Source organism: Actinomadura mexicana (assembly GCF_900188105.1).
Taxonomy (GTDB): Bacteria; Actinomycetota; Actinomycetes; order Streptosporangiales; family Streptosporangiaceae; genus Spirillospora; species Spirillospora mexicana.
Map to the genome: position 1 here is coordinate 239114 of NZ_FZNP01000003.1, position 23840 is coordinate 262953.

General features: G+C 74.8%; 16 protein-coding genes. 4 read left to right on the plus strand and 12 right to left on the minus strand.

The annotated features are described in order from the left end of the window. Positions 1-86 precede the first annotated feature (86 nt). The 3 genes from CHC11_RS09695 to CHC11_RS09705 form a co-directional block, all read right to left on the minus strand. Positions 87-656, minus strand: coding sequence for a hypothetical protein (locus CHC11_RS09695; RefSeq protein WP_089311305.1), 570 nt, complete (start codon positions 654-656; stop codon positions 87-89). After that, positions 653-1885, minus strand: a complete 1233-nt coding sequence (locus tag CHC11_RS09700) for a protein kinase domain-containing protein (protein ID WP_089311306.1) — start codon at positions 1883-1885, stop codon at positions 653-655. The genes CHC11_RS09695 and CHC11_RS09700 overlap by 4 nt, the downstream gene beginning before the upstream one ends. Positions 1886-2048: 163 nt before the next feature. Then, positions 2049-5621 (minus strand): indolepyruvate ferredoxin oxidoreductase family protein, encoded by a 3573-nt coding sequence (locus CHC11_RS09705; protein ID WP_342749964.1) that lies wholly within the window; start codon positions 5619-5621, stop codon positions 2049-2051. A gap of 34 nt (positions 5622-5655) precedes the next feature. Here CHC11_RS09705 and CHC11_RS09710 point away from each other — a divergent pair, with 34 nt between their 5' ends. Next, positions 5656-6156: an Lrp/AsnC family transcriptional regulator gene (locus CHC11_RS09710; RefSeq protein WP_089311308.1), complete on the plus strand. Its 501-nt coding sequence runs from the start codon at positions 5656-5658 to the stop codon at positions 6154-6156. A gap of 11 nt (positions 6157-6167) precedes the next feature. Here CHC11_RS09710 and CHC11_RS09715 read toward each other — a convergent pair whose 3' ends face one another. From CHC11_RS09715 to CHC11_RS09725, 3 genes are read right to left on the minus strand one after another with little or no spacing between them, the layout of a single operon-like run. Then, the gene (locus tag CHC11_RS09715) at positions 6168-7412 is read right to left on the minus strand and encodes a PP2C family protein-serine/threonine phosphatase (RefSeq protein WP_218826004.1); all 1245 of its coding nucleotides are present in this window, start codon (positions 7410-7412) and stop codon (positions 6168-6170) included. A 16-nt stretch (positions 7413-7428) separates the two neighbouring features. Then, positions 7429-8523: an acetate/propionate family kinase gene (locus CHC11_RS09720; protein ID WP_089311309.1), complete on the minus strand. Its 1095-nt coding sequence runs from the start codon at positions 8521-8523 to the stop codon at positions 7429-7431. Further along, positions 8523-10883: a phosphoketolase family protein gene (locus CHC11_RS09725; RefSeq protein ID WP_089311310.1), complete on the minus strand. Its 2361-nt coding sequence runs from the start codon at positions 10881-10883 to the stop codon at positions 8523-8525. Before CHC11_RS09725 ends, CHC11_RS09720 begins: the two co-directional genes overlap by 1 nt. Positions 10884-11388: 505 nt before the next feature. On the opposite strand from CHC11_RS09725, the gene CHC11_RS09730 reads away from it, so the two are divergent. Continuing rightward, positions 11389-12714: an amidase gene (locus tag CHC11_RS09730; RefSeq protein WP_089311311.1), complete on the plus strand. Its 1326-nt coding sequence runs from the start codon at positions 11389-11391 to the stop codon at positions 12712-12714. Positions 12715-12730: 16 nt separating this feature from the next. Here the strand turns inward: CHC11_RS09730 and CHC11_RS09735 are convergent, their stop codons facing one another. From CHC11_RS09735 to CHC11_RS09745, 3 genes are all read right to left on the minus strand, one after another. Further along, positions 12731-15466, minus strand: coding sequence for an AAA family ATPase (locus tag CHC11_RS09735; RefSeq protein WP_089311312.1), 2736 nt, complete (start codon positions 15464-15466; stop codon positions 12731-12733). A 97-nt stretch (positions 15467-15563) separates the two neighbouring features. After that, positions 15564-16469: a serine hydrolase gene (locus CHC11_RS09740; protein WP_089311313.1), complete on the minus strand. Its 906-nt coding sequence runs from the start codon at positions 16467-16469 to the stop codon at positions 15564-15566. Then, a complete protein-coding gene (locus tag CHC11_RS09745; protein WP_089311314.1) occupies positions 16466-17437 on the minus strand; it encodes a LysR family transcriptional regulator in 972 nt (323 codons plus the stop codon). The genes CHC11_RS09740 and CHC11_RS09745 overlap by 4 nt, the downstream gene beginning before the upstream one ends. A 155-nt stretch (positions 17438-17592) precedes the next feature. Here CHC11_RS09745 and CHC11_RS09750 point away from each other — a divergent pair, with 155 nt between their 5' ends. Further along, entirely contained in the window at positions 17593-19242 is a 1650-nt protein-coding gene (locus tag CHC11_RS09750; protein ID WP_089311315.1) for a penicillin-binding transpeptidase domain-containing protein, read from the plus strand. An 80-nt stretch (positions 19243-19322) separates the two neighbouring features. Here CHC11_RS09750 and bla read toward each other — a convergent pair whose 3' ends face one another. The 3 genes from bla to CHC11_RS09765 form a co-directional block, all read right to left on the minus strand. Next, entirely contained in the window at positions 19323-20276 is a 954-nt protein-coding gene (gene bla, locus CHC11_RS09755; protein ID WP_089311316.1) for a class A beta-lactamase, read from the minus strand. 107 nt (positions 20277-20383) lie between these two features. After that, positions 20384-21418 (minus strand): magnesium transporter CorA family protein, encoded by a 1035-nt coding sequence (locus CHC11_RS09760; RefSeq protein WP_089311317.1) that lies wholly within the window; start codon positions 21416-21418, stop codon positions 20384-20386. A 66-nt stretch (positions 21419-21484) separates the two neighbouring features. Then, positions 21485-22498: a LacI family DNA-binding transcriptional regulator gene (locus tag CHC11_RS09765; RefSeq protein WP_089311318.1), complete on the minus strand. Its 1014-nt coding sequence runs from the start codon at positions 22496-22498 to the stop codon at positions 21485-21487. Positions 22499-22620: 122 nt separating this feature from the next. Between CHC11_RS09765 and CHC11_RS09770 the strand changes: the two genes are divergently transcribed. Next, positions 22621-23829, plus strand: coding sequence for an MFS transporter (locus tag CHC11_RS09770; RefSeq protein ID WP_089311319.1), 1209 nt, complete (start codon positions 22621-22623; stop codon positions 23827-23829). Positions 23830-23840 lie beyond the last annotated feature (11 nt).

Sequence of the window (23840 nt, forward strand, 5' to 3'; positions counted from 1 at the left end):
GGGGGGGCGTATCGTTTATCGATAATAACGATAAACGATATGGTGCCGTCAAGCCCCCGGTCGTCCCGTGGACGGCCGGGCGGCGGTCAGGGGACCGCGCCGTCGAGGATCACGCGGAGCTGCTCGGCGCGGCCGCCGGTGATGGCGCCCTCCCGGGCGCGGGTGGCGATCTTGTGTCGCAGGGAGGCGACGTCCGCGCGGCTCCGCTCCCCGTGGTCGAGCATCCGCTCGATCACGTTGCCGAGGTCGAGCCCGACGTCGTCGCGGACGTCCCCGGCGGCCACGCCCTGGTCCACGGCATGCCGCAGCCTCACCAGGACCTCGTCGATGCCCGGTTCCGCGGGCGGCGGCTCCTGGGGGGGCGGCCCGGAGGCGGTCGATCCGGGCGGCGGCCAGGGTGTGCGCGGACTGGACGTCTCGGGCGGGAACGGTTCGGAGGGGGACGTCGCGGGCGGGGACGCCGCCTGGAGCGGGAGCAGTCGCCCGGCGGAGCCGTCGCGGCTGGAGAGGGTGTCGCCCATCCCGAGGACGAGGACCGTCGCCGCCACGATCGTGGCGACGGCCCCGGCCAGCGCGAGCCAGGGGAAGCGGGCGGCGGGCGACCTGCGGGGGAGGACCTCGCGCCGCCACGCCGCGGTGTCCCGTTCGCCCGTCATGCCTGGGCGGTCGCGAGGACGCGGTTCAGTTCGGCGGCGAGCCCGGGGGACAGGCCGCGCTCCCTCCGCCGCGTGATGATCTTGTCCCGCAGTTCGGCGATCCGGCCGCCGACGTCGACGCCGCGGTCGGCGGTGAGGTCGTTCTCCAGGTTCGTGATGACGTTGTCGAGGTCGATCGCGACGTCGGAGCGGATCTCGCCCGCGGCGTAGCCGCGGCTGACGATGGGGCGCAGCCGCCCCAGCGCGTCGGTGACGCGGGGAGCGCCCGCCGGCGGGCGCGTCCGGAGCGTCGGCACGGGAGCCGGCGGGGCGGCGCCGGTCCGCGCCGGGGCCGGGAGGGCCACCGGGGAGCGCGGCGCCGACAGCAGGACCGCCGCGGCGGCCGTGACCGGGATCGCCACGACCAGGGCCAGCGCGGCGAGGCGGGCGCTCCCGCGGCGGGCGGGCCCGGGCGGCGGGGGAGGCGGGGGCGGGGCACTCGTCCGACGGTCGTCGGGACGGGCCCTGCCCGAGGTGATGAACAGGGCGCTCGGCGGCCCCTCGTCGCGGACGAGCGCAGCGGCGACCTCGGCGGCGGACGGGGCGTCCGGGCCCAGGCAGCGGACGGCGAGCGCGGACGGTTCTCCGGCCGCCCCCGGGCCGAGGCAGGCGGCGATGACGGCGCCCAGCGCGCGCACGTCGCCGGCCTCGGTGGCGGCGCCTCCTGTGCCGCCGCCCGCCGCCGCGCGGACGACGCCGCCGATGCCGGTGTCGGCGACCTTCACATCGACGCCGGCGCCGGCGCCGGCGTCGCCGTCGACCAGCACGACCTTGTCCGGCGTGAGATCGCCGTGCGTCACGCCCGCGCTGTGCGCGGCCTCCAGCGCGCCCGCGATCTGGGCGCAGACGGCGGCCGCCTCGGGCGCGGCGAGCGGTCCGCGCCGCAGCCGGTCGGTGAGGGTCTCGCCGACCAGGAACTCGGTCACGACGAAGGACGCGAGCCGCCCGGACGCGTCGCGGGTCTGGTCGCTGTCGAAGACGGTCTCCAGCGCGGCGTGGGAAAGCGCGGCGGCGCGGTTCACGCCCCTCCGGAACTCCCGCTGCGAACCGGTGGACGCGGGCGTCAGGACCTTCACCGCGACGGGACGGCCCAGCAACTCGTCCCAGGCGCGCCAGACCTCCATCGTCCGGCCGCCGTCGAGGCGTTCCACGAGGCGGTAGCGCTCCGTCAGCCGCAGTCCCGTTTCCACTGGACGTCACCCTCGTCGCACTCCGGTGCCGGGCGCGGTCCCCGGCTCGCCAGGAGGTACGCGCCGCCGGCCCCGGCGGGTTCGACCCGCCCGCCCGCGACGGCGGAGCCGGTACGCGGTGATCGCGCCGGCCGGGGCGGCGGCCGGCGCGATCACCTGAGCGTCACACCCGGCTCGGCGACCGCTCGGCGCGCCACGCGGCGAGCTGCTCGCGCAGGCTCTCCTCGTACCGGGCCACGTTCGCGGTCTTGACGTCCTCGTAACCGCGGATCATGTCCGGCAGCTCGGCGATCCGCACGGCGGCGTCGTGCCGGCCGTCCCCGGCGGCGGCCGCGTCCAGGCCCGCCACCAGCTCGTTCACCACCGCGACGTAGCCGGTGACGAGGCGCCGCTCGGCGCGCCGCTGCGCGGTGGCGCCGAACGGGTCGAACGGGGTGCCGCGCAGCCGCCGCATCGCGCGCAGCGCGCGGAACGCCGGGCGGGCCGTCCGGCCGAGGGCGATCTTCCGGTCCACCCCGACCGCCCGCAGCAGCGGCGGGTGCAGCAGGTACGCGACCGTGGAGCCGGGCCCGAACCGCTCCTCGACGCGCCGGGCGAGCTCCGGGTCGAGGTGCAGGCGGGCCACCTCGTACTCGTCCTTGTAGGCCATCAGCTTGTACAGGTTGCGCGCCACGGCGACCGCGAGGCGCCGCCCGCCGGCCCCCGCCGCGTCCTCGGCGCCGGCGACGCGCAGGACCGCGTCCAGGTACCGTTCGGCGAGCGCCAGGTTCTGGTACGCGGCGAGGTCGGGCACGCGGATCCGCAGGACGCGGGCCAGCTCGCCGTCCACGCCGGACGCGTCGACGAGGTCCATCGCGGCCGATGCCGTGGAGTCCAGCGGGCGCGGCGCGACCTGCGCGGCCGGCGCCGCGGCGGCCGCGTTGCTTCCGGGTTCGAGCACGAGGCGGCGCCCGGCGCGGAACGCCTGGATGTTCGCCTCCACCTGCACGCCGTTCAGCGTGAGGGCCTCCTCGATCGCCTTCGCCGACGGCGGCAGCAGCCCCGCCTGGTAGGCGGCGCCGACCACCACGAAGTTGGCCGTGGTCGTGGCGCCGAACCAGCGCTCGGCGAGCGCGAGGGCGTCGAGCGCGACCAGCCGGTCCGCCCGGGTGCGCTCGGCGATCCGCCTGACCAGGGACGCGCTCGGCGGCAGCGACGCCGAGGTGTCCACGATCATCTGCCCCGTCGGCACCTCGCTGGTCGACACGACCGCGGCGGTCCGGTCCGGCGCGCAGCGGCGCAGGCTGGCCTCCGTCGTCCCGGCCAGGGAGTCGAACACGAGGTAGGCGTCGGCGCCGCCCGCGCCGACCATGCCCGGCCGGTCCCGGTCGGCGGTTCCGATGCGCAGGTGCGACACGACCGCGCCGGCCTTCTGGCTCAGCCCGGTCTGGTCGAGCGCGCGGGCGTGGCGGCCGTCGATGAGGGCCGCCGTGGTCAGGACCTGGTTGACCGTGACGACACCGGTGCCGCCGATGCCGACGAGCAGCACGTCCGCCGACTCCGGGCGCGCCCCGGGCTCCTCCAGTTCGCCGATCGGCGGCAGGGTCCGCGCCGCCCTGGGCTTCCCGCCGGGCAGGACGGTGACGAACGAGGGGCAGTCGCCGTCCACGCACGAGTAGTCCTTGTTGCAGGACGTCTGGTTGATCTGCGTCTTGCGGCCGAACTCGGTCTCGACCGGCTCCACGCTGAGGCAGTTCGACTTGGTGCCGCAGTCGCCGCACCCCTCGCAGACGGCCTCGTTGATCAGGACGCGGGTCTGCGGGTCGGGGACGAGGCCGCGCTTGCGCTTGCGCCGCGTCTCGGCCGCGCACGCCTGGTCGTACAGCAGCACGGTCACGCCCGGGATCTCCCGCAGTTCCCGCTGGACGGCGTCGAGGTCGTCGCGGTGCCGGACCCGGACGCCGGGCGCCCAGTCCGTCCCGCGCGGGTAGCGGGACGGGTCGTCCGCCACCACCACGATCTTCGTGATGCCCTCGGCGTGCAGCATCCGGGTGATCGCCGCCGGGTCGGAGCCGCCGTCGGCGTCCTGCCCGCCGGTCATCGCCACGGCCGCGTTGTAAAGGATCTTGAAGGTGATGCTGGTGCCGGCGGCGACGGCCTGCCGGACCGCGAGGCTGCCGGAGTGGAAGAACGTGCCGTCGCCGAGGTTCTGGAACATGTGCCCGGTGTCCGAGAACGGCTCCGCGCCCACCCACATCGCGCCCTCGCCGCCCATCTGCGTGGTGCCGATGCCGCGGTCGGTGAACACGGTCATCACGTGGCAGCCGATGCCGCTCGCCGCGACCGACCCGTCCGGGACGACCGTCGACCGGTTGTGGGGGCAGCCCGAGCAGAAGTACGGGGTGCGCGCCGGAGCGAGCAGGTTGATCTGCGGCGTGCGGGGCTTCAGCACCGCGTCGCGCAGGTCCACGTGCTCCTCGCCGACGCGCTCGGCGAGGAGCCGGGCGAGGGCCTTCACGAGCCGGTCGGCGTCCAGGCCCCCGTCCACCGGGACCAGGCCGGCGCCGTCCGGGCCGTTCTTGCCGTACACGGCGGGACGCTCCGCCAGGTCGTACAGGACGTCGCGGATCTGCGTCTCGACGAACGCCCGCTTCTCCTCCACCACGACGATCTCGCGCAGTCCCCGGGCGAACTCCCGGATCCGGTCGGCGTCCAGCGGGTAGATCATGGCGAGGCGCAGCAGCCGGACGCCCCGGCGGGCCAGGGCCTCCTCGTCCAGTCCCAGGCGGTCGAGGGCCTCGCGCAGCTCCACGTAGGTGCGGCCCGCGGCGGCCAGCCCGACGACCGCGTCGCCGGCGGCGCCCTCGATCCGGTCGAGGCCGTTGGCGGCGGCGTAGGCCGTCGCGGCCCGGAGGCGGCCCTGGAGGACCTCGGTCTCCAGGGCCGTCGTGCCCTTGAGGTCGACGCCCGGCCTGCGCGTCGGCCTCCACGGCCGTCCGCGCCACGCGAACTCCGGGTGCACCGGGTCGGGCACCGGCTCGACGTCCACGATCTCGTGGGAGTCGGCGACGTCCGTCACGACCTTGAAACCGGTCCAGGCCCCGCTGAACCGGGACATCTCGAAGCCGTGCCGCCCGAGGCGCAGCAGGTCCCCCACCGACGCGGGGACCAGTACCGGCATGAACGCCTCCGCGAGCGCGCCCTCCGTCGCCGACGGCAGCGTGGACGACTTCGCGGCCGGGTCGTCGCCCACCACGGCGAGCACCCCGCCGCGCTCCGACGTGCCGAGCCAGTTCGCGTGCTTGAACGCGTCCAGCGACCGGTCCACCCCGGGCGCCTTGCCGTACCAGAGCCCGAACACGCCCTCGAAGCGGGGACCCGGCAGGTGCTCCACGAGCTGCGATCCGTAGACGGCCGTCGCCGCCAGCTCCTCGTTCACGCCGGGCACGAACCGGATGTCGTGGCCCTCCAGCAGCTTCGCGTCCCGCACCAGCTGCTGGTCGAGCCCGCCGAGCGGGGACCCGCGGTACCCGGACACGAACCCGGCGGTCCGCCATCCCCGCCGGGCGTCCGCGCGCCGCTGCTCCAGCAGCAGCCGGACGAGGGCGTGCACCCCGCCGATCGCGATCCGGCCGCGCTCCAGTTCGAGCCGGTCGCGAAGGGGTGAGGAAGAAACGGTGGTGCTCATGCTTGCATTGAGCCGCCTACGCTGAGCGGAGTGCAAGATGGCTGGACGATAATTGAGCGGATTGCTCAAGTCAGAACCGAGTTACCCGCCGGAGCTGAGCGTTGTGACCCGTACCACTCTCCTCGATCTGCAGATCCTGCGGCGCCTCGTCGAGCAGCCCCGCATCGGCGTCACGGAACTGGCCGCCAAGCTCGGCATCGCCCGCAACACCGCGCACGCCCGGGTGGAGCGCCTCGAACGCGAGGGCGTCATCGGCCACCGCGGCCGCGAGGTCGACCTCGGCGCCATCGGCTTCGAGCTGACGGCCTTCGTCACCCTGGAGGTCGCCCAGGGCCGGCTGCGCGAGGCCGCCGTCGCGCTCTCCGCGATCCCGCGCGTCCTGGAGGTCCTCGGGATCACCGGTCAGGGCGACCTCCTCGTCCGCGCCGTCGCCCCCAACGGCAAGCAGCTCCACGAGGTCATCGACTCGATCCTGGCCTGCCCCGGCGTCCGCCGCAGCACCACCTCGATCGTCCTGACTCACCAGGTCCCGTTCCGCGTCGGCCCCCTTCTGGAGGACGAGGAGAAGCGCGCCCGCGCCACGTCCCGCAAACCGGCCGACTGACGCCCGCCGGGTCAGGCGCCCCGGCGCTCCAGAGGGATGCGGCGGGCGACCAGGAGCGCGACGTCGTCGGGGGCCGCCTCGCGGCCGATCAGCGCCGACATCACCGCCGCGCCGACCGCCTCGGGAGGCCCGGCGTAGGCCGCCTCGCACAGCCGGGTGACGCCGGCCAGGATCGAGTCGTCCCGCCGCTCGACCAGCCCGTCGGTGTAGAAGCAGAGCAGGGCGCCGGGCGGGAGGTCGAGGATGAGGGTCCGGCGGGGGACCTCCTCGCCCAGGCCGATCAGGACGTCGAACTTCATGTCCACGGACTCGGCCGGGCCGTCCGGCGGCGCGAGGACCGGGGGAGGGTGCCCGGCCGACGACAGCCGGACCCGGCCCGTGGCGGTGTCGGCGACCGCGTACAGGACGGTCGCCGTCGCCTCGGGTTCGAAGTGCAGCATCTTCCGGTTGAGCTTGCGGAGCACCTCGGCCGGGTCGTCGTTGTCCAGCGCGTAGGCGCGCAGCGCGCTGCGCATCCGGCCCATGACGACGGCCGCCGCCAGCCCGCTGCCCGCCACGTCGCCGATGACGATGCCGACCTCGCCCGAGGGGAGCGAGAACACGTCGTACCAGTCCCCGCCGACGATCGCCTTGCCGGGACGGTAGCGGGCGGCCAGTTCGAGCCCGGGGACCTCCGGGGGGGCGGCCGGGATGAGGCTGCGCTGCAGTTCCAGCGCGCCGGCCCGTTCGGAGCGGCTGAGCAGGGACTGCACCGCCAGCGCGGCGCGGGAGGCCGCGAGCTGGAGGAACTCGGTCTCCTCGGCGGTGAACCGGCGGGGGGCGACCGTCCCGACGTGCATGACGCCGACCAGCGCCCCGCCGCCGACGAGCGGAACGCCGAGCAGCGAGTGCAGGCCCCGCTCGACGAGCAGCGGGTTGAACACGCCGGCGCTGGGCACGTCCGGCACGTAGATCGGCCGCCGCTCGGCGGCGACGCGCCCGGCGAATCCCTCGCCCATGGGGACGTGGGCGGCCTGGGCGACCTCTTCCTCGATGCCCTTGGCCGCCGTCGCGACGAGGAACCGCTCCTCCCGGTCCAGCAGCAGGACCACGGCGGTGTCGACCTCCAGGACGTCGCGGACGCGGTCGACGAGGGTGTCGAGCAACTCGTCCGCGTCCATATGGGCGAACGCCTCGTCGGTGATCGCCTGGATGTTCGCCAGCCTGCGGATCGCGCCCTCCGAAGCGCCCTCCGAAGCGCCCGCCGTCTTCTCCACCTTCACACCTTATGCACTACCCCGCCGGGCCGCGCGGTCCGTCTCGCCGCAGGCACTTCCGGACGCCGCCGGCGATCTCCAGATCCTCGCGGGCCGCCACCACGAGCGTCCGGACGGCGGCGCCGGCCGCGGTGACGTCGGCGTCGCCGTCCGCGGCGGCGTTGCGGCCGGCGTCGACGGAGGTCCCGAGGTAGGCGAGGTCCTCGGCCAGCCGCAGGCGGACCGCCGGATCGTGCTCGCCGATCCCGCCGGTGAAGACGAGGACGTCGAGCCCGCCGAGCGAGGCGGTCATCGCGGCGGCGCAGGCGCGGAGGCGGTGGTGGTAGACGTCCAGGGCGGCGAGGGCGGCCCGGTCGCCCTCGGCGGCCCGCTCGCGGACCCGGCGCATGTCGCCGGTGCCGGTCAGGCCGCGCAGCCCGGATTCGCGTTCCAGCGCGTCGTTCACCTCCGCGGGCGCGATGCCGTGCTTGATCAGCCAGAGCGGGATGCCGGGGTCGATGCTGCCCGCCCGCGACGCCATGACCAGCCCCTCGAGGGGCGTGAACCCCATGGTGGTGTCGACCGACCGGCCCCCGGCCACGGCGCACAGGGACGCGCCCGCGCCGAGGTGGCACACCACCATCCGCGGCGCGGCCGGGTCGGCGCCGATCATCTCGGCGGCGCGCCGCACGGCGTAGGAGAACGACAGGCCGTGGAAGCCGTAGCGGCGCAGGCCGAACCGCTCGCACCACTCCCGGGGCAGCGCGTAGGCCGCGGCGGCGTCCGGCAGGGCGGCGTGGAAGGCGGTGTCGAAGCACGCCACCGCCGGGACGTCCGGCAGGGCGCCGGTGATCTCGGCCAGGGCGCGCAGGGAGGCGGGCTGGTGCAGCGGCGCGAGGTCGGTGAGCTCGCGGAGCCGCGCGGTGACCCTCCCGTCGACGCGCACCGGGGCGGTGAAGTCGGTGCCGCCGTGGACGAACCGGACGCCGACGGCGTCCGGCCGGGGCAGGTCCGCGACCAGCCCGGCCATCTCGTGGCCGCCGCCGGAGTCCTCGGCGAGGACCGTGTCGTCGGTGTCGAGCAGGCTCACCTTCAGGCTGCTCGACCCGGGGTTGACCGTCAGGACCCGCATCAGTAGGGCCACGTCCAGTCGCGGACCTCGGGGGCGTCCTCGCCGTGCTCGCGCGTGTAGGAGCGCAGGAAGAGGCGCTGGTCGGCCATCCGCTGCCGGAGGTGGGCGACGCGGGCGCCGAGGGAGGGGACGCGGTCGATGACGTCCATGACGAGGTGGAACCGGTCGAGGTCGTTCAGCATGACCATGTCGAACGGCGTGGTCGTCGTCCCCTCCTCCTTGTAGCCGCGGACGTGCAGGTTGCCGTGCCCCGTGCGCCGGTAGGTGAGGCGGTGGATGAGGTACGGGTAGCCGTGGAAGGCGAAGATGACGGGCTTGTCGGTGGTGAACAGGGTGTCGTACTCGCGGTCCGACATGCCGTGGGGGTGCTCGCTGGACGGCTGGAGCCGCATCAGGTCGACGACGTTGACGACGCGGACGCGCAGTTCGGGGAACAGCTGCCGGAGCAGGTCGACGGCCGCGAGCGTCTCCAGCGTCGGGATGTCGCCCGCGCAGGCGAGCACCACGTCGGGGTCGGCGCCGCCGTCGGTGGAGGCCCACTCCCAGATGCCGATGCCGCGGGTGCAGTGCGCGATCGCGGCGTCCATCGGCAGCCAGTTCAGCGCGGGCTGCTTCCCGGCCACGATCACGTTGACGTAGTCGCGGGAGCGCAGGCAGTGGTCGCCGACCGACAGCAGCGTGTTCGCGTCCGGCGGCAGGTACACGCGGACGATCTCCGGCTTCTTGTTCAGCACGACGTCGAGGAAGCCGGGGTCCTGGTGGGTGAAGCCGTTGTGGTCCTGCCGCCACACGTGCGACGACAGCAGGTAGTTCAGCGACGCGACCGGCCGCCGCCACGGCAGGCCGCGGGTGACCTTCAGCCACTTCGCGTGCTGGTTGAACATGGCGTCGACGATGTGCACGAACGCCTCGTAGCTGTCGAACAGCCCGTGCCGCCCGGTGAGCAGGTAGCCCTCCAGCCAGCCCTGGCACAGGTGCTCGCTGAGCACCTCCATCACCTGGCCGGACCGGGCCTGGTGCTCGTCGGTCGGCAGCAGCTCGCCCTCGAAGACGCGGTCGGTGGCCTGGAAGACGTCCCCGAGCCGGTTGGACGCCGTCTCGTCCGCGCCCATGATCCGGAAGTTGGACGGGTTGGCGCGCACGACGTCGCGCAGGAACGTCCCGAGCCTGCGGGTGGGCTCGGTCGTGGTGGTGCCGGGCTTGCCGACGTCCACGGCGTAGTCGCGGAAGTCGGGCAGCGCCAGCGGCTTCAGCAGCAGCCCGCCGTTGGCGTGCGGGTTCGCGCTCATCCGCCGGTCGCCCGCGGGCGCGAGCGCCCGGAGCCCGGCGACCGGGCGGCCCGCCTCGTCGAACAGCTCCTCGGGGCGGTAGGAGCGCAGCCACTCTTCCAGTTGCGCGCGGTGCCCGGCGTCCTCGCGCACCCCCGCGAGCGGCACCTGGTGGGACCGCCAGGTGTTCTCGACCGGCAGCCCGTCCACCTCCTTCGGGCCCGTCCAGCCCTTGGGGGACCGCAGGACGATCATGGGCCAGCGCCGCCGCTGCGACGCCTGCCCCGCGCGGGCGGCGCGCTGGATGTCGGCGATCTCGTCGAGGGCCTGGTCGAGGGCGGCGGCCATCTTGCGGTGCATGGAGGCGGGCTCGTCCCCGCTCACCAGGAACGGCCGGTAGCCGTACCCGTCCAGGAGCTGGACGAGCTCCTCCTCGGGGATGCGGGCCAGCACCGCCGGGTTCGCGATCTTGTAGCCGTTGAGGTGCAGGACGGGCAGGACGGCGCCGTCCCGCACCGGGTCGAGGAACTTGGTGGAATGCCAGCTCGCCGCGAGCGGGCCCGTCTCGGCCTCGCCGTCCCCGACGATGCACGCGACCACGAGGCCGGGGTTGTCGAAGGCCGCCCCGAACGCGTGGGCGAGGGAGTAGCCGAGCTCGCCGCCCTCGTGGATGGAGCCGGGCGTCTCCGGCGCGACGTGGCTCGGGATGCCGCCGGGGAAGGAGAACTGCCGGAACAGCCGCCGCATGCCCGCCTCGTCCTGCGACACCTCCGGGTACACCTCGCTGTAGGTGCCTTCGAGCCAGGCGTTCGCGACCGCCGCGGGCCCGCCGTGCCCCGGGCCCATGACGTAGATCATGTCGAGGTCGCGCGCCCTGATCACGCGGTTGAGGTGGGCGTAGCAGAAGTTCAGGCCCGGCGTGGTGCCCCAGTGCCCGAGCAGCCGCGGCTTCAGGTCCCGCCGTTCGAGCGGCTCGCGGAGCAGCGGGTTGTCCAGGAGGTAGATCTGCCCCACGGACAGGTAGTTGGCGGCTCTCCAGTACGCGTTGATCTGCTGCACTTCGTCATCGCTCAGAGTGCCCGACTGGGTCATGCGCGTCCTCCGGGTGTTCTCGACCGCCCTGAGGACATCCCGTCCCCGCGGACGGGGTTCTCAACCGTCACCGAGAGCCCATCAGCCCTGTGCCTGCGGACCCAGGGCCGAACGTCCCGGGAAGGCCGCGCTGACGGCGGACGCGACAACGAGGCCACGGCCCCCGGCCGTGACCTCGTCCCCCACCTCGGTGTGAGCGCCGCCGGTTACAGGGGCGGTATGCCGGGCGCGACGGCGCACGGCCTCCGCCCCGCCCCCCGGCGAACCGGCGGGTGCGTCACCACCGGGTGCTGGAAGCCTGCCGCCTACCCGTGCGTAGGTTCCCGGTTCCGGGAGCGCGCTCGACGAGCGGCGGGCAGTCTGCGGCGAACGATCGACCGCGGGCGACTCATTGAGGACAGAGCGCCACATTGCGCACGATGACCGGGCCGGTAGGCGGGCCGAAGGGGCCGCGGTGGTCTGAGATGCTACGCAGATCGGCACAGGTAAGCGGCAAGGAGGCGGAATGGGCGGGTTCTTCACCGGACGGACGCTGACCGGCATCGGGCGCGACCTGCGCGCGGGCCGGGAGTCGGCGCGGGGCCTGGTCGCGCGGGTCCTGGAGTCGGTCGACGAGGACCTGAACGCCTTCGTGACCCTGGACGCCGAGGGCGCCGAGGCCGCCGCCCGGTGGGCCGACGAGGAGCTGGCGTCCGGCATCGACCGGGGCCCGCTGCACGGCGTCCCGGTCGCGGTGAAGGACATCGTCGACGTCGCCGGGCTGCCCACCGGCATGGGGTCCGGCCACTTCGCCGGGCACGTCGCCGAGGCCGACGCGGTCTGCGTGACGATGCTGAGGGACGCGGGCGCCGTGATCGTCGGCAAGACCGGGACGCAGGAGTTCGCGTTCGGCGGCAGCGGCGACGTGTCGGTGAACGGGGCGGTCCGCAATCCCCGCGACCGGGAGCGGATGTCCGGCGGATCCAGCAGCGGCAGCGCCGTCGCGGTCGCCGCGGGCATGGTCCCGCTCGCCATCGGCACCGACACGGGCGGGTCGGTGCGCATCCCGTCCGCGTTCTGCGGGATCGCCGGGTTCAAGCCGCCGCACGGCGCCATTCCGACCGGCGGCGTGTTCCCCCTGTCGCGCTCGCTCGACCACGTGGGCGTCCTCGCCGCCACCGCGGACGACTGCCGCGTCGCCTACCACGCGCTGACCGGGCCGGCGGAGGCCGTCCCCTCCCTCCTGGACGGCTCGCCCGGCGGCGACCGGGCCGGAGCCGCCCCGTACGGGCGCGTCGCCTGGATCGAGCCGCCGGTGTGCGACCCCGAGGTGGAGCGGCGCGTCCGCGCCCTGTTCCCGGACGCGCCGTCCGAGCGGATCGACTTCGCCGGGCTCCGGCAGGTGTTCCTGGCGATCGAGTACAGCGAGGCGTACGACGTGCACGCCGAGCGGGTCGCCGAGGCGCCCGGCCGGTACCAGCCGGCGACGCTCGCCCGCCTGCGGGACGCGGGCCGGATGCCGGGCTGGCGGCTCGTCCGGGCGCTGCGCGAGCGGGACCGCTACGCCGAGGAGATCGCCGGGCTGCTGGACCGCTACGACCTGCTGGCCATGCCCACCATGCCGATCCCCGCGCCCCGGATCGGCGCGGTCGAGGTCGGGCTCGGCCCGCTCACCGCGCTGCTGGTCGGCCTCACCTCGCCGTGGAACGTGCTGGGGCTGCCCGCCCTGTCGGTCCCCGCCGGAACGGTCCCGGCGGACGGCGGCGGCGAACTGCCGATCGGTGCGCAGCTCGTCACCCGGCGCGGCGCGGAAAGCCTCCTGTTCACCGCCGCCGAGCACCTCGCCCCCTGACCGGGCAGCCGCCCGGCTAGAGGTAGAGGCCGTAGAACTCCTCGGGGTGGTCCAGCAGCGGGGGCAGGTCGTCGGCGGTCAGCGTGACCAGTTCCTCCCTCGTGGGAGGCGCCTGGTCGCCGTTCTCGCCCTTGCCGGCGCCCTTCTTCACCGCCGGGTCGTTCGTGAACGCGACGGCGGCGGAGGCGACGCGGTCGGCCTGGTTCGCGACGGCCACGTCCAGCATGTTGCGCATCAGGCGGCCGTTGCCGAAGGACGGGCCGCGGGGCGCGCGGCGCAGCATCGAGCGCAGGACGTCCTCGGTGCCGGGGGCCAGCTCGAAGCCGTCGGCGGCGGCGAGCTGGCCGAACACCGTGATCAGCTCTTCGTCGGCGTAGTCGGGGAAGTGGATCTGCTTGGGGAACCGCGAGTCGAGGCCGGGGTTGGCGGCGAGGAACTCGGCCATCTCCTGCTCGTAGCCCGCGACCACCACGACGAGGTCGTCGCGGTGGTCCTCCATCAGCTTGACCAGCTCGGCGATCGCCTCGTGCCCGTAGTCGCCCTTCAGGGGCGACTGCGTCAGCGTGTACGCCTCGTCGATGAACAGGACGCCGCCGACCGCGCGCTCCACCAGGCGGCGGGTGCGGGGCGCGGTCTGCCCGATGTACTCGCCGACGAGGTGGGCGCGGGACGCCTCCACCAGGTGCCCGGACGACAGGACGCCGAGCCGCTTGTAGATGCGGCCGAGCAGCCGGGCCACCATCGTCTTGCCGGTGCCGGGGTTGCCGGTGAACACCATGTGCCGGGTCGGCGGGGTGATCCGCAGGCCCGACTCGCTGCGCAGCCGCGCCGCGTGCGTGCCCGCGACGAGCAGCGCGATCTCGTGCTTGACGGTCTCCAGCCCGGTGAGTTCGCGCAGCTCGGCCAGCGGGTTCCCGGCGGCCTGCGCGGTGTCGAGCGCGGCCGGGACGTCCTGCTTGCGGACGACCGGCACGCCGCCCGCCGCGTCGGCGTCGAGCCGGGCCCGCGCGGCGGCGACGACCTGGTCGGCGAGATGCGGCGCGAGGCGCGCGTTGCGGAGCGTCTGCGTCGGCGGGGTCGCGGCCAGCAGCGCGCCCGCCGCCTCGATCGCCGGGCGGGTGCCGCGGGCGCCGCGGGCGTCCAGCGCGCGGCGGAACAGCTCGGCGTGGCCCGCCGCCGTGAACGGCCGGGTGCGGGCGATCCGGAACCGCTGCGGCAGGACGGGGTTGATCTCGCGGATCCGCTCCTCGCCGCCGGCGTCGCACAGCGCCACCAGGTTCAGGTCGGGGTGGACGGCGAGGAGCCGGTGCAGCTCGGCGGCCAGCGCCTCGCCGTTGCCGGGGTCGGCGACGATCCCGTCCAGGCCCTCGATGATCAGCAGCCGGTCGCCGGCGCAGTCGCGGGCGTCGGCGTGCAGCTTGGCGACGGCGTCCGACAGGCGCTGCCCGGCGAACAGGTTGTCGGTGACCCAGTGCGGGTCGCGGCCGAGCGCCAGCGCCTTGCCGAGCTCCTGCGCGGCGTCGCGCTTGCCGGTGCCGTCCGGCCCGCTGATCAGCAGCCGGACCGGCGCGCTGCCGCGGGTCAGCTCGGCCAGCGCCGCGGTCACCTCCGGCTGCTCGACCAGCGACGTGGCGATCTCCGGCCGCCCGGCCGCGGTCGTCCCGGGCGCGGCGCCGGAGGCGGGCACGCTCTTCAGCGTCTCGGTGAGCGGGTTCACGACGCGGCGGCGCGGCGCGTACAGGCGGCGCAGGTCGGTCTGGAACTGGCCGACGGGGATCCACTCCGCCTTCGGGAACCACGGGTCGCCCGGCAGGCCCTGCACGATCGCGATGAACCGCATCGCCATGTCGAGCCAGCCGCGGCACGCGTCGGCGGCGCCCGCGACGAGCGCCCGGACGAGCCACGCCCGCGTCCGCTCCTGCCACGCGCCCGCCTTGAACCCGCGGCGCTCGGCGGTGAACCGCTGGAGGAGCTCGCCGTACCGGTCCTCGCCGAGCGCGACCGCGAGTTCGGCCGGTACCTGCTCCATGCTGCCCTGCAGCAGCAGCTGGACCAGGTGGACCTCGACGGTCTCCTCGCGCGGCGCCGCCTCCATCAGGTGCTCGTAGGACGCGAGCAGGCCCGCGCAGACCCACTCCAGATAGCCGACCGGGCCGAGCAGCTCGGGCACCGCGGCGACGATGTCGTCGCCGGCGTGCGCGTGCCAGTGCTCCCGCAGTTCCGTCTTGGGCAGGTTCACGTCGCAGACCGGCGGGTCGTCGTAGAGGCGGAGCAGCGCCTTGCGGCGCTCCTCCAGCGGCTCGATGCCCTCCAGCACGGACAGGCAGTCGCGGGCCAGCTCGATCGCCAGCGCCCGGTCGGGCGCCTCGATGAGCCAGTCCACCGGGGGCCGCCACCGGCCGCCCGGCGCGTCCCAGCGGGTCATCCGGGTGCTGAGCGGCCCGGGGTTGACCAGGTGCCGGTGCAGCAGCCGCTCGGGCAGCTGCGACCACGAGCCCGCCTTGATCGCGCCGCCGCCCGGCAGGAACGCCAGCATTCCGAAGATCTCCGCCGTGACGAGCGACGCGGGCAGCGTCAGCAGCTTGTGCTCGTCGGTGGTCAGCTCCACGGCCCGCGGGTCGGCCGCCAGCCCGTCGATCCGCGCCGAGATCTCCTCGAACAGCCCGTCCGGGACGCGCCACGGGCCGTGCGAATAGACGTCGAGCACCGGCTCGTCGGTGAGCAGTAGCTCAAGATGCTCCGGCAGCCGCAACGAACACTCCCCAAGAACGTTTAAAACAGGGGTACAGCTTATGTTTCCAGAGCGGGTGCTGTGGCGCCCGTCCCCCCGCACCCGACGCACCGCGCACTCAAGGGCGGCGGAGGGACTCCACGGCGATCCGGGCGGCGGAGCCGATGACCGCGTCGGCCTCGGGCAGGACGGCCACGGGCAGCATCGACCTGGTGAAGACGGCCACCGCGTAGCGGGCCCCGTCGGGGTACTCGACCGCGCCCACCTCGTTGCGCAGCGTCGGCAGGGTGCCGGTCTTGCCGCTGACGACGACGTCGTCGTAGGGGAACCCGGACGACAGGCGGTGCGGCCAGACCTGGAGGCCGAACAGGCGGCGCATCGCCGCCGACCCGGCGGGCGGGGCGGCCTCGTCCCGCCAGATCATCGACAGCAGCCGGGTCATGTCGCGGGGCGTGCTGCGGCTCGTGCGGAGCGGGTCGAGGGCGCGCATCCGGCCCTGGAGGCCCGGCTCGTCCAGCCGCGCCCACACCTCGGCGACGCTGTCGGCCCCGGCGTCGGCGAGCAGGGTCTCGTGCAGGTCGCGGCCGTTGCCCACGATGACGGTGTGGCGGAGCCCGAGATCGGCGGCCGTCGCGTTGACCGCGTCCAGGCCGACCCGGTCCATGACGACGTCGGCGGCGGCGTTGTCGCTGACGGTGATCATCAGGCAGGTGAGGTCGCGCAGCGACATGCGGACCTCGTCCAGCAGCGCCGACACCCCGGTCGGCCCCGCGGTGCGGTCGTCCGGGCTCAGCGTGACCTGCTCGGCCGGGTCCAGCACGCCCTCGGCGGCCAGCCGGTGGAACGCGACGAGCAGCGGCACCTTGAACACCGACGCGAGCACCACCGGCTCGTCGGCGCCGACCGCGACGTCCCGCCCGGTGTCGATGTCCACGACGTGCAGGAACCCGGTGACGCCCGCGGACCGGAACGCCGCCTCGATCCGCTCGGCCGCACCCGCCCTGCCGGCGGGCACCTCGCTCATGCCAGGAACCCGGAGGACGGGCGCGGGACGACCCGGCGGGCGGGGGCCCGGTCGAGCGGCGTCATGCCGGCCTCGCCGCGCAGCACCGCGGTCGCGACGGCGGTGAAGTCGGCGATGGCGCGGGCGTGCTCGGGGTCGCGGGCCCGCCGCCAGGCGCACGACGTCCGCCAGGCGAGCGGCTCGCCCGCCAGCGGCCGCCACACCGCCCCGGCGGTGTCGTCGGTGCGCGGGACGAGCGCCACGGCCGTCCCCGCGAGGACGAGCCCGAGCGCGAACCCCGGATGCCGCGCCTCGTGGACGGCCGCGGGCGCGTAGCCGTGCCGGCGGCAGCCCGCGAGCACCTCGTCGTGGGCTCCGGGCGCCTCCTCGCGAGGCGGGACGACGACGTCGCGGGTGCCGAGGTCGGGCAGATGCACCTCCGGGGGCGCGCCCGGCCGCGCGGCCGGGTCGCCGCCGGGCAGCAGCACGCCGAGCGGCTGCGCCAGCATCGGGCCGAGCTCCAGCCCGCGGGCGTCGCACGGGTGCCGCACCACCCCGGCGTCCAGCGCGCCCTCGGCGAGCGCGCGGATCTGCTGGTCGGTGCCCGTCTCGCGCAGGTCGAGCCGCAGGTCCGGGCGGCGCTCCCGGAACGCGGCGATCAGCGCGGCGACGACCCGGCCGCCGAGGTCGCTCGGCAGGCCCGCGCGCACCGTCCCGACCTCGCCCAGCCGGGCCCGTTCGGCGACGGAGTAGATGCGGTCCACGCGGGTGAGGATGTCACGGGCCTCCTCCAGCAGCAGGCCGCCCGGTGCGGTGAGCCGCACCCGCCGGCTGCTCCGGTCGAACAACCGCACGCCGAGCTCCTTCTCCAGCCGCTGGATACGCTGGCTCAGCGGCGGCTGCGCCATGCCGAGACGCTCGGCCGCGTGGCCGAAGTGCAGTTCTTCGGCGACGACGACGAAGCACCGCAGATGCCCGACCAGGTCCACGACCAGTGATGATACCAAAACGGATATTCATCTGGACCGATATCAATCTTGGACTTTTCGGGCGACGCCTGGTGTCCTGGGGCCCCCATCGGTCATCCGCGCTCTCGGCGGTTCGTCCGGCCGGTGGGCCGATCAGGGGGAGAAGGAGTTCGACGATGCGCCGATCCCGTGTGCTCACCGTCGCCGCGGTCGTGGTGGCGGTCGTGATCGTGGGGGCGGGGGCGGTGTGGTTCCTGCGCGACGGTGACGACCCCCGGGACGCCGCGAAGCGCTACCTCGCGGCCTGGAGCGGCGGCGACCTCGCCGCGATGAAGGCACTGACCGACGCTCCGCCCGCCGATTTCGAGACGCGGTTCGAACGGATGCGGGACGACCTCGGCGTCGTCGGGCAGCGCTACACGGTCGCCTCCGTGGGGCGTCCCAAGGGCGACGAGGTCGGGGGGGCCTACGGCGCCGAGGTGACGCTGGCCGGTGACCGGATGTGGAAGTACAACGGGTCGCTTCCGATGGTCAGGAAGGACGGCGACTGGCTCATCCGCTGGTCGCCGCAGGTCATGCACCCGGAGCTCAAGGAGGGGCAGCGGCTCCGCGCGTCGCGCGCCTGGCCGGACCGCGCCGCCGTCCTCGCGGCGGACGGCAGCGACCTCGGGGCCTCGCCGTCCGGGTCCGCCCGGCAGCTCGCCGGGCAGGTCGGCCCCGTGTCCGCCGAGGCGGCGGCCAAGCTCGGCGCGCCGTACCGCAAGGGCGATCCGGCCGGCGCGGACGGCCTGCAGCAGCAGTACGAGCGCCGCCTCTCCGGCAAGCCCGCGCTCGCCGTGCAGATCGTGGACGCCGAGGGCGTCCCGGTGAAGACGCTGCAGCGGTTCGGCGGCGCCGACGGCAAGCCGGTGAAGACGACCATCGACCCGAAGGCGCAGGCCGCCGCCGGGCAGGCGGTCGCCGGGGCGGGCAAGCCGGCGTCCATGGTGGCGCTGCGCCCCTCCACCGGGGAGATCCTCGCCGTGGCGAACCAGCCCGGCGGCTACAACCGGGCGCTGATGGGCCGGTACCCGCCCGGCTCGACGTTCAAGGTCGTCACGGCCGCCGCGCTCGTCGCGGGCGGCATGTCCCCGGCGTCGAACGTCGCCTGCCCGGCGACCACCGCCGTCGACGGCCGGTCCTTCCACAACTACCACCACGAGGACTTCGGGACGGTCCCGCTCCGCGAGGCGTTCGCGCACTCCTGCAACACCACGTTCGCGCGCCTCGCCGTGGACAGGCTCGGCGAGAAGCGGCTCGCCCAGGTCGCCTCCCAGTTCGGGTTCAACGCCCCGATCATCGCGGGGCTGCCCGCCGTCCGCGCCGCGTTCCCCGCCAACAAGGACGACACCGCCTTCGCCGCCGCCTCCTTCGGGCAGGGCCAGGTGCTGACCAGCCCGCTCAACATGGCGAGCGTCGCCGCCGCCGCGGCCGACGGCACCTGGCGCTCGCCCCGCCTGGTCGGGGCGTCCCTGGCCGCGCAGGCCGCCGACTCCGGAGGCCGCAGGCCCGAGTCGCCGAAGCGGCTGGAGCCCGCCGTCGAGAACGCCCTGCACGCCCTCATGCCGGCCGTCGTCAGCGAGGGCACCGCGTCCGGCGTCGACTTCCCGTCCGGCACGGCGGGCAAGACCGGCACCGCGGAGTTCGGCGAGGGCGACGACCCGCCGACCCACGCCTGGTTCATCGGCTACCGCAAGGACGTCGCCTTCGCCGTGATCGTCGAGGGCGGCGGCACCGGCGCCGAGGCCGCCGCCCCCATCGCCGCGAAGTTCCTCAGGGCGCTCTGAGCCCCCGGCGGCCACGCTGACGCGCGTCGCCCCTGGTACCGGACGTCCGGTACCAGGGGCGGTCGCCGTGCCGCGGTCTGCTAGCGGAGCGCGCCGGCGAGGACGCGGGCGGTCTGGGCGACGGCCTCGTCGTCGGCCTCGTCGTCGACGCCGAACCGGTTCGTTGTGATCACGATGACCAGCGGGGCGCCGGACGGCGGCCAGGCGATCGCGATGTCGTTGGCGGTGCCGTAGTCGCCGCCGGTGCCGGTCTTGTCGCCCACCGTCCAGTTCTTAGGAAGCCCGGCGCGGATGCGCTTGTCCCCGGTGACGGTCGCCTTCATCCAGCCGATGAGCTGCTTGCGGTCGGCCGGGACGAGCGCGTCGCCCACGGTGAGGGCCCGCAGGTCGCCCGCCCACGGGCGCGGAGCGGTGGTGTCGCGCGGTTCGCCCGGCTTCCAGTCGTTGAGGGCCGTCTCCCATCGGTCGCTGCGGCTCACCGTGTCGCCGATCGAGCGGAAGAAGGCGGTGAGGCCGGCGGGCCCGCCGATCTGCTTCAGCACCAGGTTCCCGGCGGTGTTGTCGCTCCGGGTGATGGCCGCGTGGCACAGGGCGGCGACGGTCATGCCGGTGTCCACGTGCTTCTCGGTCACGGGGGAGAAGTCGACCAGGTCGTCCTTCGTGTAGTGGATCACCCTGTCGAGCAGGCCGGGGTCGGACCGCCGGGCCTTGCGCAGCACCGCGCCGCACGCCATCGCCTTGAACGTGGAGGCGAACGCGAAGCGCTCGTCCGGCCGGTTCGAGACCTTGCGCCCGTTGCCGGTGTCGATCGCGAAGGCGCCGATGCGCAGGTGGTGGGTCGCCTCGAGGCGGCCGATCTGCCGGGTGACCTTCGCCTGCACGGGATCGACGGCGATCGTGGACGCGGCGCCGCGCGGCGCCGCGCTCCGCACGTCCGGGTCCGAACCGGAACCGCAGCCGGCGAGGCCGGCGATCGTCGTCAGGGCGAGAGCGGCGGCGCCGAGCCGCCGGTCGCGTGCGCTGTGGGTCGTCATGCGGGAGAGCAGACCAGAGCCGCGAACGTCATGTCCAATATCGATATGGCGTGGGGTTCGATATTCGAACGCATATGACAGCGTCCTGACCACGCCGGACGCCGCGATCAGAGCCAGTCGCGGATCTTGAAGATCACGTAGAGGGAGACGCTGCAGACGACGACGATGACGGTGCTGGCGATGAAGCCGGAGTGCTGGGAGAACCCGGGATAGGGGACGTTCTGTCCGTAGAACCCGGTGACGGCGGTCGGCACCGCGATGATCGCCGCCCAGCTGGTGACCTTCTTCATCACCTCGTTCATCCGGTTCCCCTGCAGCGCCAGCCGTGTCTCCAGCAGGTCGGCGACGAGGTCGCGCAGGCTGTCGGTCGACTCCCCGACGCGCAGGGTGTGGTCGTAGATGTCCTGGAAGTAGGGGACGAGCGGCGCCGGGACGATCTTCAGGTCGCGGCGCAGCAGCGTGTTGAGCACCTCCCGCATCGGCAGCGCGATCCGCCGCAGCGCGGTCAGGTTCTTGCGCAGCCGGTAGCTGCGCCGCTGGATCTCCCTGACCGGGAACACGTCGTCGAAGACGAGGTCCTCGACCGCGTCGGCCTCGTCGTCGAGCGCCTGGACGGCCGTCAGCTGCAGGTCGACGACCAGGTCGAGCAGCCCGTAGAGCAGGAACGCGGCGCCCGGCTCGTCGAGCCCGGCGTGCGGGGTCCGGTCCCAGCGCCGGATCAGCGCGTCGACGTCGAACCCGCAGTCCTGCCGGACCGTGACGAGGGCGCGCTCGCTCACGAACGCCGACACCTCGTGCATCGCCAGCTCGCCGTCCGCCACCACCGGGACGTAGACGTTGAGGAACGCGTACCCCTGGTAGCGGTCGAGCTTGGCCCGCTCGTGCCGGGACACGGCGTCCTCGACGGCGACGGGATCGAGGCCGAGCTCGTCGCTGACCACGCGCAGGTCCTCGTGCCGCGGCGCGCACAGGTCGAGCCAGACGACGACGTCCGGGCGCTCCAGGTAGTCGCTCAGCCGAGCGACGGGGAAGCCCTCCGCCTCGATCGCGCCGCCGCGCCAGGCCCGCGTCCGCGGAGGCGCCGAGCCGATCCGGTTGCCCGGATCCTCTTCGAGATCGGTCTCGGACGGATGGGATCCCATGCGCGCCTCATACCCCCGCTTTCCCGGGAAATGAGGAGGCGGGGCGAGCCGGGCCGTCCGGGCCGGTCACCGGGCGCGCGGCGGCGCCGTCGAGCCGCGGACGACGAGTTCGCCGGGCAGGACGCGGGGGGCCGGGCTGCGGCCGTCGAGGAGGTCGAGGAGCGCCGCCATGCCCTGCGCGCCCAGTTCCTCGGCCGGCAGCCGGACGGTCGTCAGCTCGGGTTCCAGCGCCGTCGCCAGCAGCACGTCGTCGAAACCGGTGATCGACACGTCGGACGGGACGTCCAGGCGGAGCGCGCGGGCCGCCTTGTACGCGCCCGCCGCGATCAGGTCGTCGTCGCAGACCAGCGCGGTCGGCGGCTCGGGGGCGGTGAGCAGCCGGGTCGCGGCGCCCTTGGCCGAGGCGACGTCGATCGCGCAGCCGGCGCGGGTCAGGACCCCGCCCGGCAGGTCCGCCACGGCTTCGGCGAGGGCGTCCGCGCGGGCGTGGAACGTCCACTGGTCGGGGGCGGCGGCCACATGCCCGATCCGGCGGTGGCCGAGGCCCGTGAGGTGCGCCGCGATCGCCCGCATCCCGTCGGCCACGCCGAAGTCGACCGTGGGGACGGGGGCGCCGGGCGGTCCGGCCGGGCCGCTGTCCAGCATCACGACCGGCGTCTCGCCCAACTCGCCGAGCGTCTCCACGGCCGTCGAGGACGCGAGGACGCCGTCGATCGCCTCGTCCGGCGCCGCGAACGGGCCGTCGGCGGGGCCCGCCGCGCCGTCCGGCCACGTCGAGACCACGACGCCGAAGCCGTGCCGGGCCGCGACCCGCGCGGCGCCCGTGTAGACGGGGCCGAAGAACGGCGCCGTCAGGGTCGGCACCATCAGCAGGACGGTCCGCGTCGTCCCGAGCCGCAGGTTCCGGGCCGCCTGGTTGGGCCGGTATCCCAGCCGCGCGGCGGCGCTCCGCACGCTGCGCGCGGTCGCGGGGGAGACGCGCCCGCTCCACTTGCCGCCCAGCACGAGCGAGACCGTGGACTGCGAGACCCCGGCCTCCTGAGCCACGTCCTTGCTGGTGGGACGGCTGATCGCCGGCACCTGCGCCTCCCTGGCGGATCGGTGGAACGAATTCAGACTAGAACGGGAGGACTCGGAAGTGGTACGTATGACGGAGGTAATACGTATGACTGACAATTGAGACAGAATCCCGGGGGCCATCGATGCGCGGCTATGTCGTCTTCCTGCGGAGGCCGTACGCGGGACGGCTGCTCGGCGGCACCCTCCTCGGCCGGCTGCCCAACGGGATGGGCATGCTCGCCGTCGTCCTGCACGTCCGCGCCGACGACGGCGGCTACCCGCTCGCCGGGACCCTCGCCGCGATCCTCGGGCTGTCGACCGCCGCCGGGCAGCCCGTCCTCGGCCGCGCCATGGACCGGTTCGGCCAGCCGCGGGTCCTGCTGCCCGCCGCGTGCGCCTCCGCGGCCGGATTCGCCCTGCTCGCAGCCGTCGGGGCGGCCCCCCTCCCGGTGGCCGTCGCCGCCGTCTCCGCCGCCGGGTTCGCCACCCCGCCGCTCGAAGCCGGGCTGCGCGCCCTGTGGCCCGACGTCCTGGACGGCCCGGAGCAGGTCGACGCCGCCTACGCGCTCGACGCCGCCGCCCAGGAACTGCTGTTCACCGTCGGGCCGCTGCTCGTCGTCGCCGCGGCCGTCGTGAACACCGAGACCGCGCTGCTGATCACCGGCGCCCTCGGCGTGGCCGGGACGCTCGTCGTCGCGCTGTCCGGGCCGTCGCGCAGGTGGCGGGGCGAGCCGCGCGCCTCCGACTGGGCCGGGCCGCTGCGCTCGCCCGGCCTGCGGGTCCTGCTGCTGTCGCTCGCCTGCGCCGGGATCGCGCTCGGCGTCTACTCCGTCGCCGTCGTCGCCTACGCCGAGGACCTGGGCCGCGACCTCGCCTCCGGGCTGCTGCTGGCGTCCATGGCGGGCGGCGCCCTCACCGGCGGGATCGTCTACGGCGCCCGCCCGTGGGCGGGCGCCGCGCACCGGCGGCTGCCCTGGCTGCTGGCCGCGCTCGCAGCCGGGTACCTCCCGCTCGTGCTCGCCCCGGGCCTGCCCGCCATGTCGGTGCTCGCGTTCGTCTCCGGCGTCTTCCTCGCGCCCGTGCTGGCGTGCAGCTTCACGCTCGTCGACCGGCTCGCCCCGGCCGGGACCGTCACCGAGGCGTTCGCCTGGATCGTCGCGGCGATCGGCGCGGGCAGCTCCGTCGGCTCGTTCGTCTCGGGCGTCGGGCAGGACGCCGCGGGGGTGCCCGGCGCCTTCGCGGGCGCCGGGGCCGGGGGCGTCCTCGCCCTGGTCCTGTGCCTGCTCGGCGCGCGGACGCTGCGCCCCGCCGCGGGCCCGGCCGTCACCGCGGACGCCGCCGCCCGGCTGTGACGGCCCGGACG

Excerpts from the sequence above, each read along its gene's own strand:
- CHC11_RS09760 (WP_089311317.1), bottom strand. The coding sequence starts at position 21,418 with ATGGGATCCCATCCGTCCGAGACCGATCTCGAAGAGGATCCGGGCAAC.
- CHC11_RS09740 (WP_089311313.1), bottom strand. The coding sequence starts at position 16,469 with ATGAGCGAGGTGCCCGCCGGCAGGGCGGGTGCGGCCGAGCGGATCGAG.
- CHC11_RS09770 (WP_089311319.1), top strand. The coding sequence starts at position 22,621 with ATGCGCGGCTATGTCGTCTTCCTGCGGAGGCCGTACGCGGGACGGCTG.
- CHC11_RS09725 (WP_089311310.1), bottom strand. The coding sequence starts at position 10,883 with ATGACCCAGTCGGGCACTCTGAGCGATGACGAAGTGCAGCAGATCAAC.
- CHC11_RS09730 (WP_089311311.1), top strand. The coding sequence starts at position 11,389 with ATGGGCGGGTTCTTCACCGGACGGACGCTGACCGGCATCGGGCGCGAC.
- bla (WP_089311316.1), bottom strand. The coding sequence starts at position 20,276 with ATGACGACCCACAGCGCACGCGACCGGCGGCTCGGCGCCGCCGCTCTC.
- CHC11_RS09750 (WP_089311315.1), top strand. The coding sequence starts at position 17,593 with ATGCGCCGATCCCGTGTGCTCACCGTCGCCGCGGTCGTGGTGGCGGTC.
- CHC11_RS09695 (WP_089311305.1), bottom strand. The coding sequence starts at position 656 with ATGACGGGCGAACGGGACACCGCGGCGTGGCGGCGCGAGGTCCTCCCC.
- CHC11_RS09720 (WP_089311309.1), bottom strand. The coding sequence starts at position 8,523 with ATGCGGGTCCTGACGGTCAACCCCGGGTCGAGCAGCCTGAAGGTGAGC.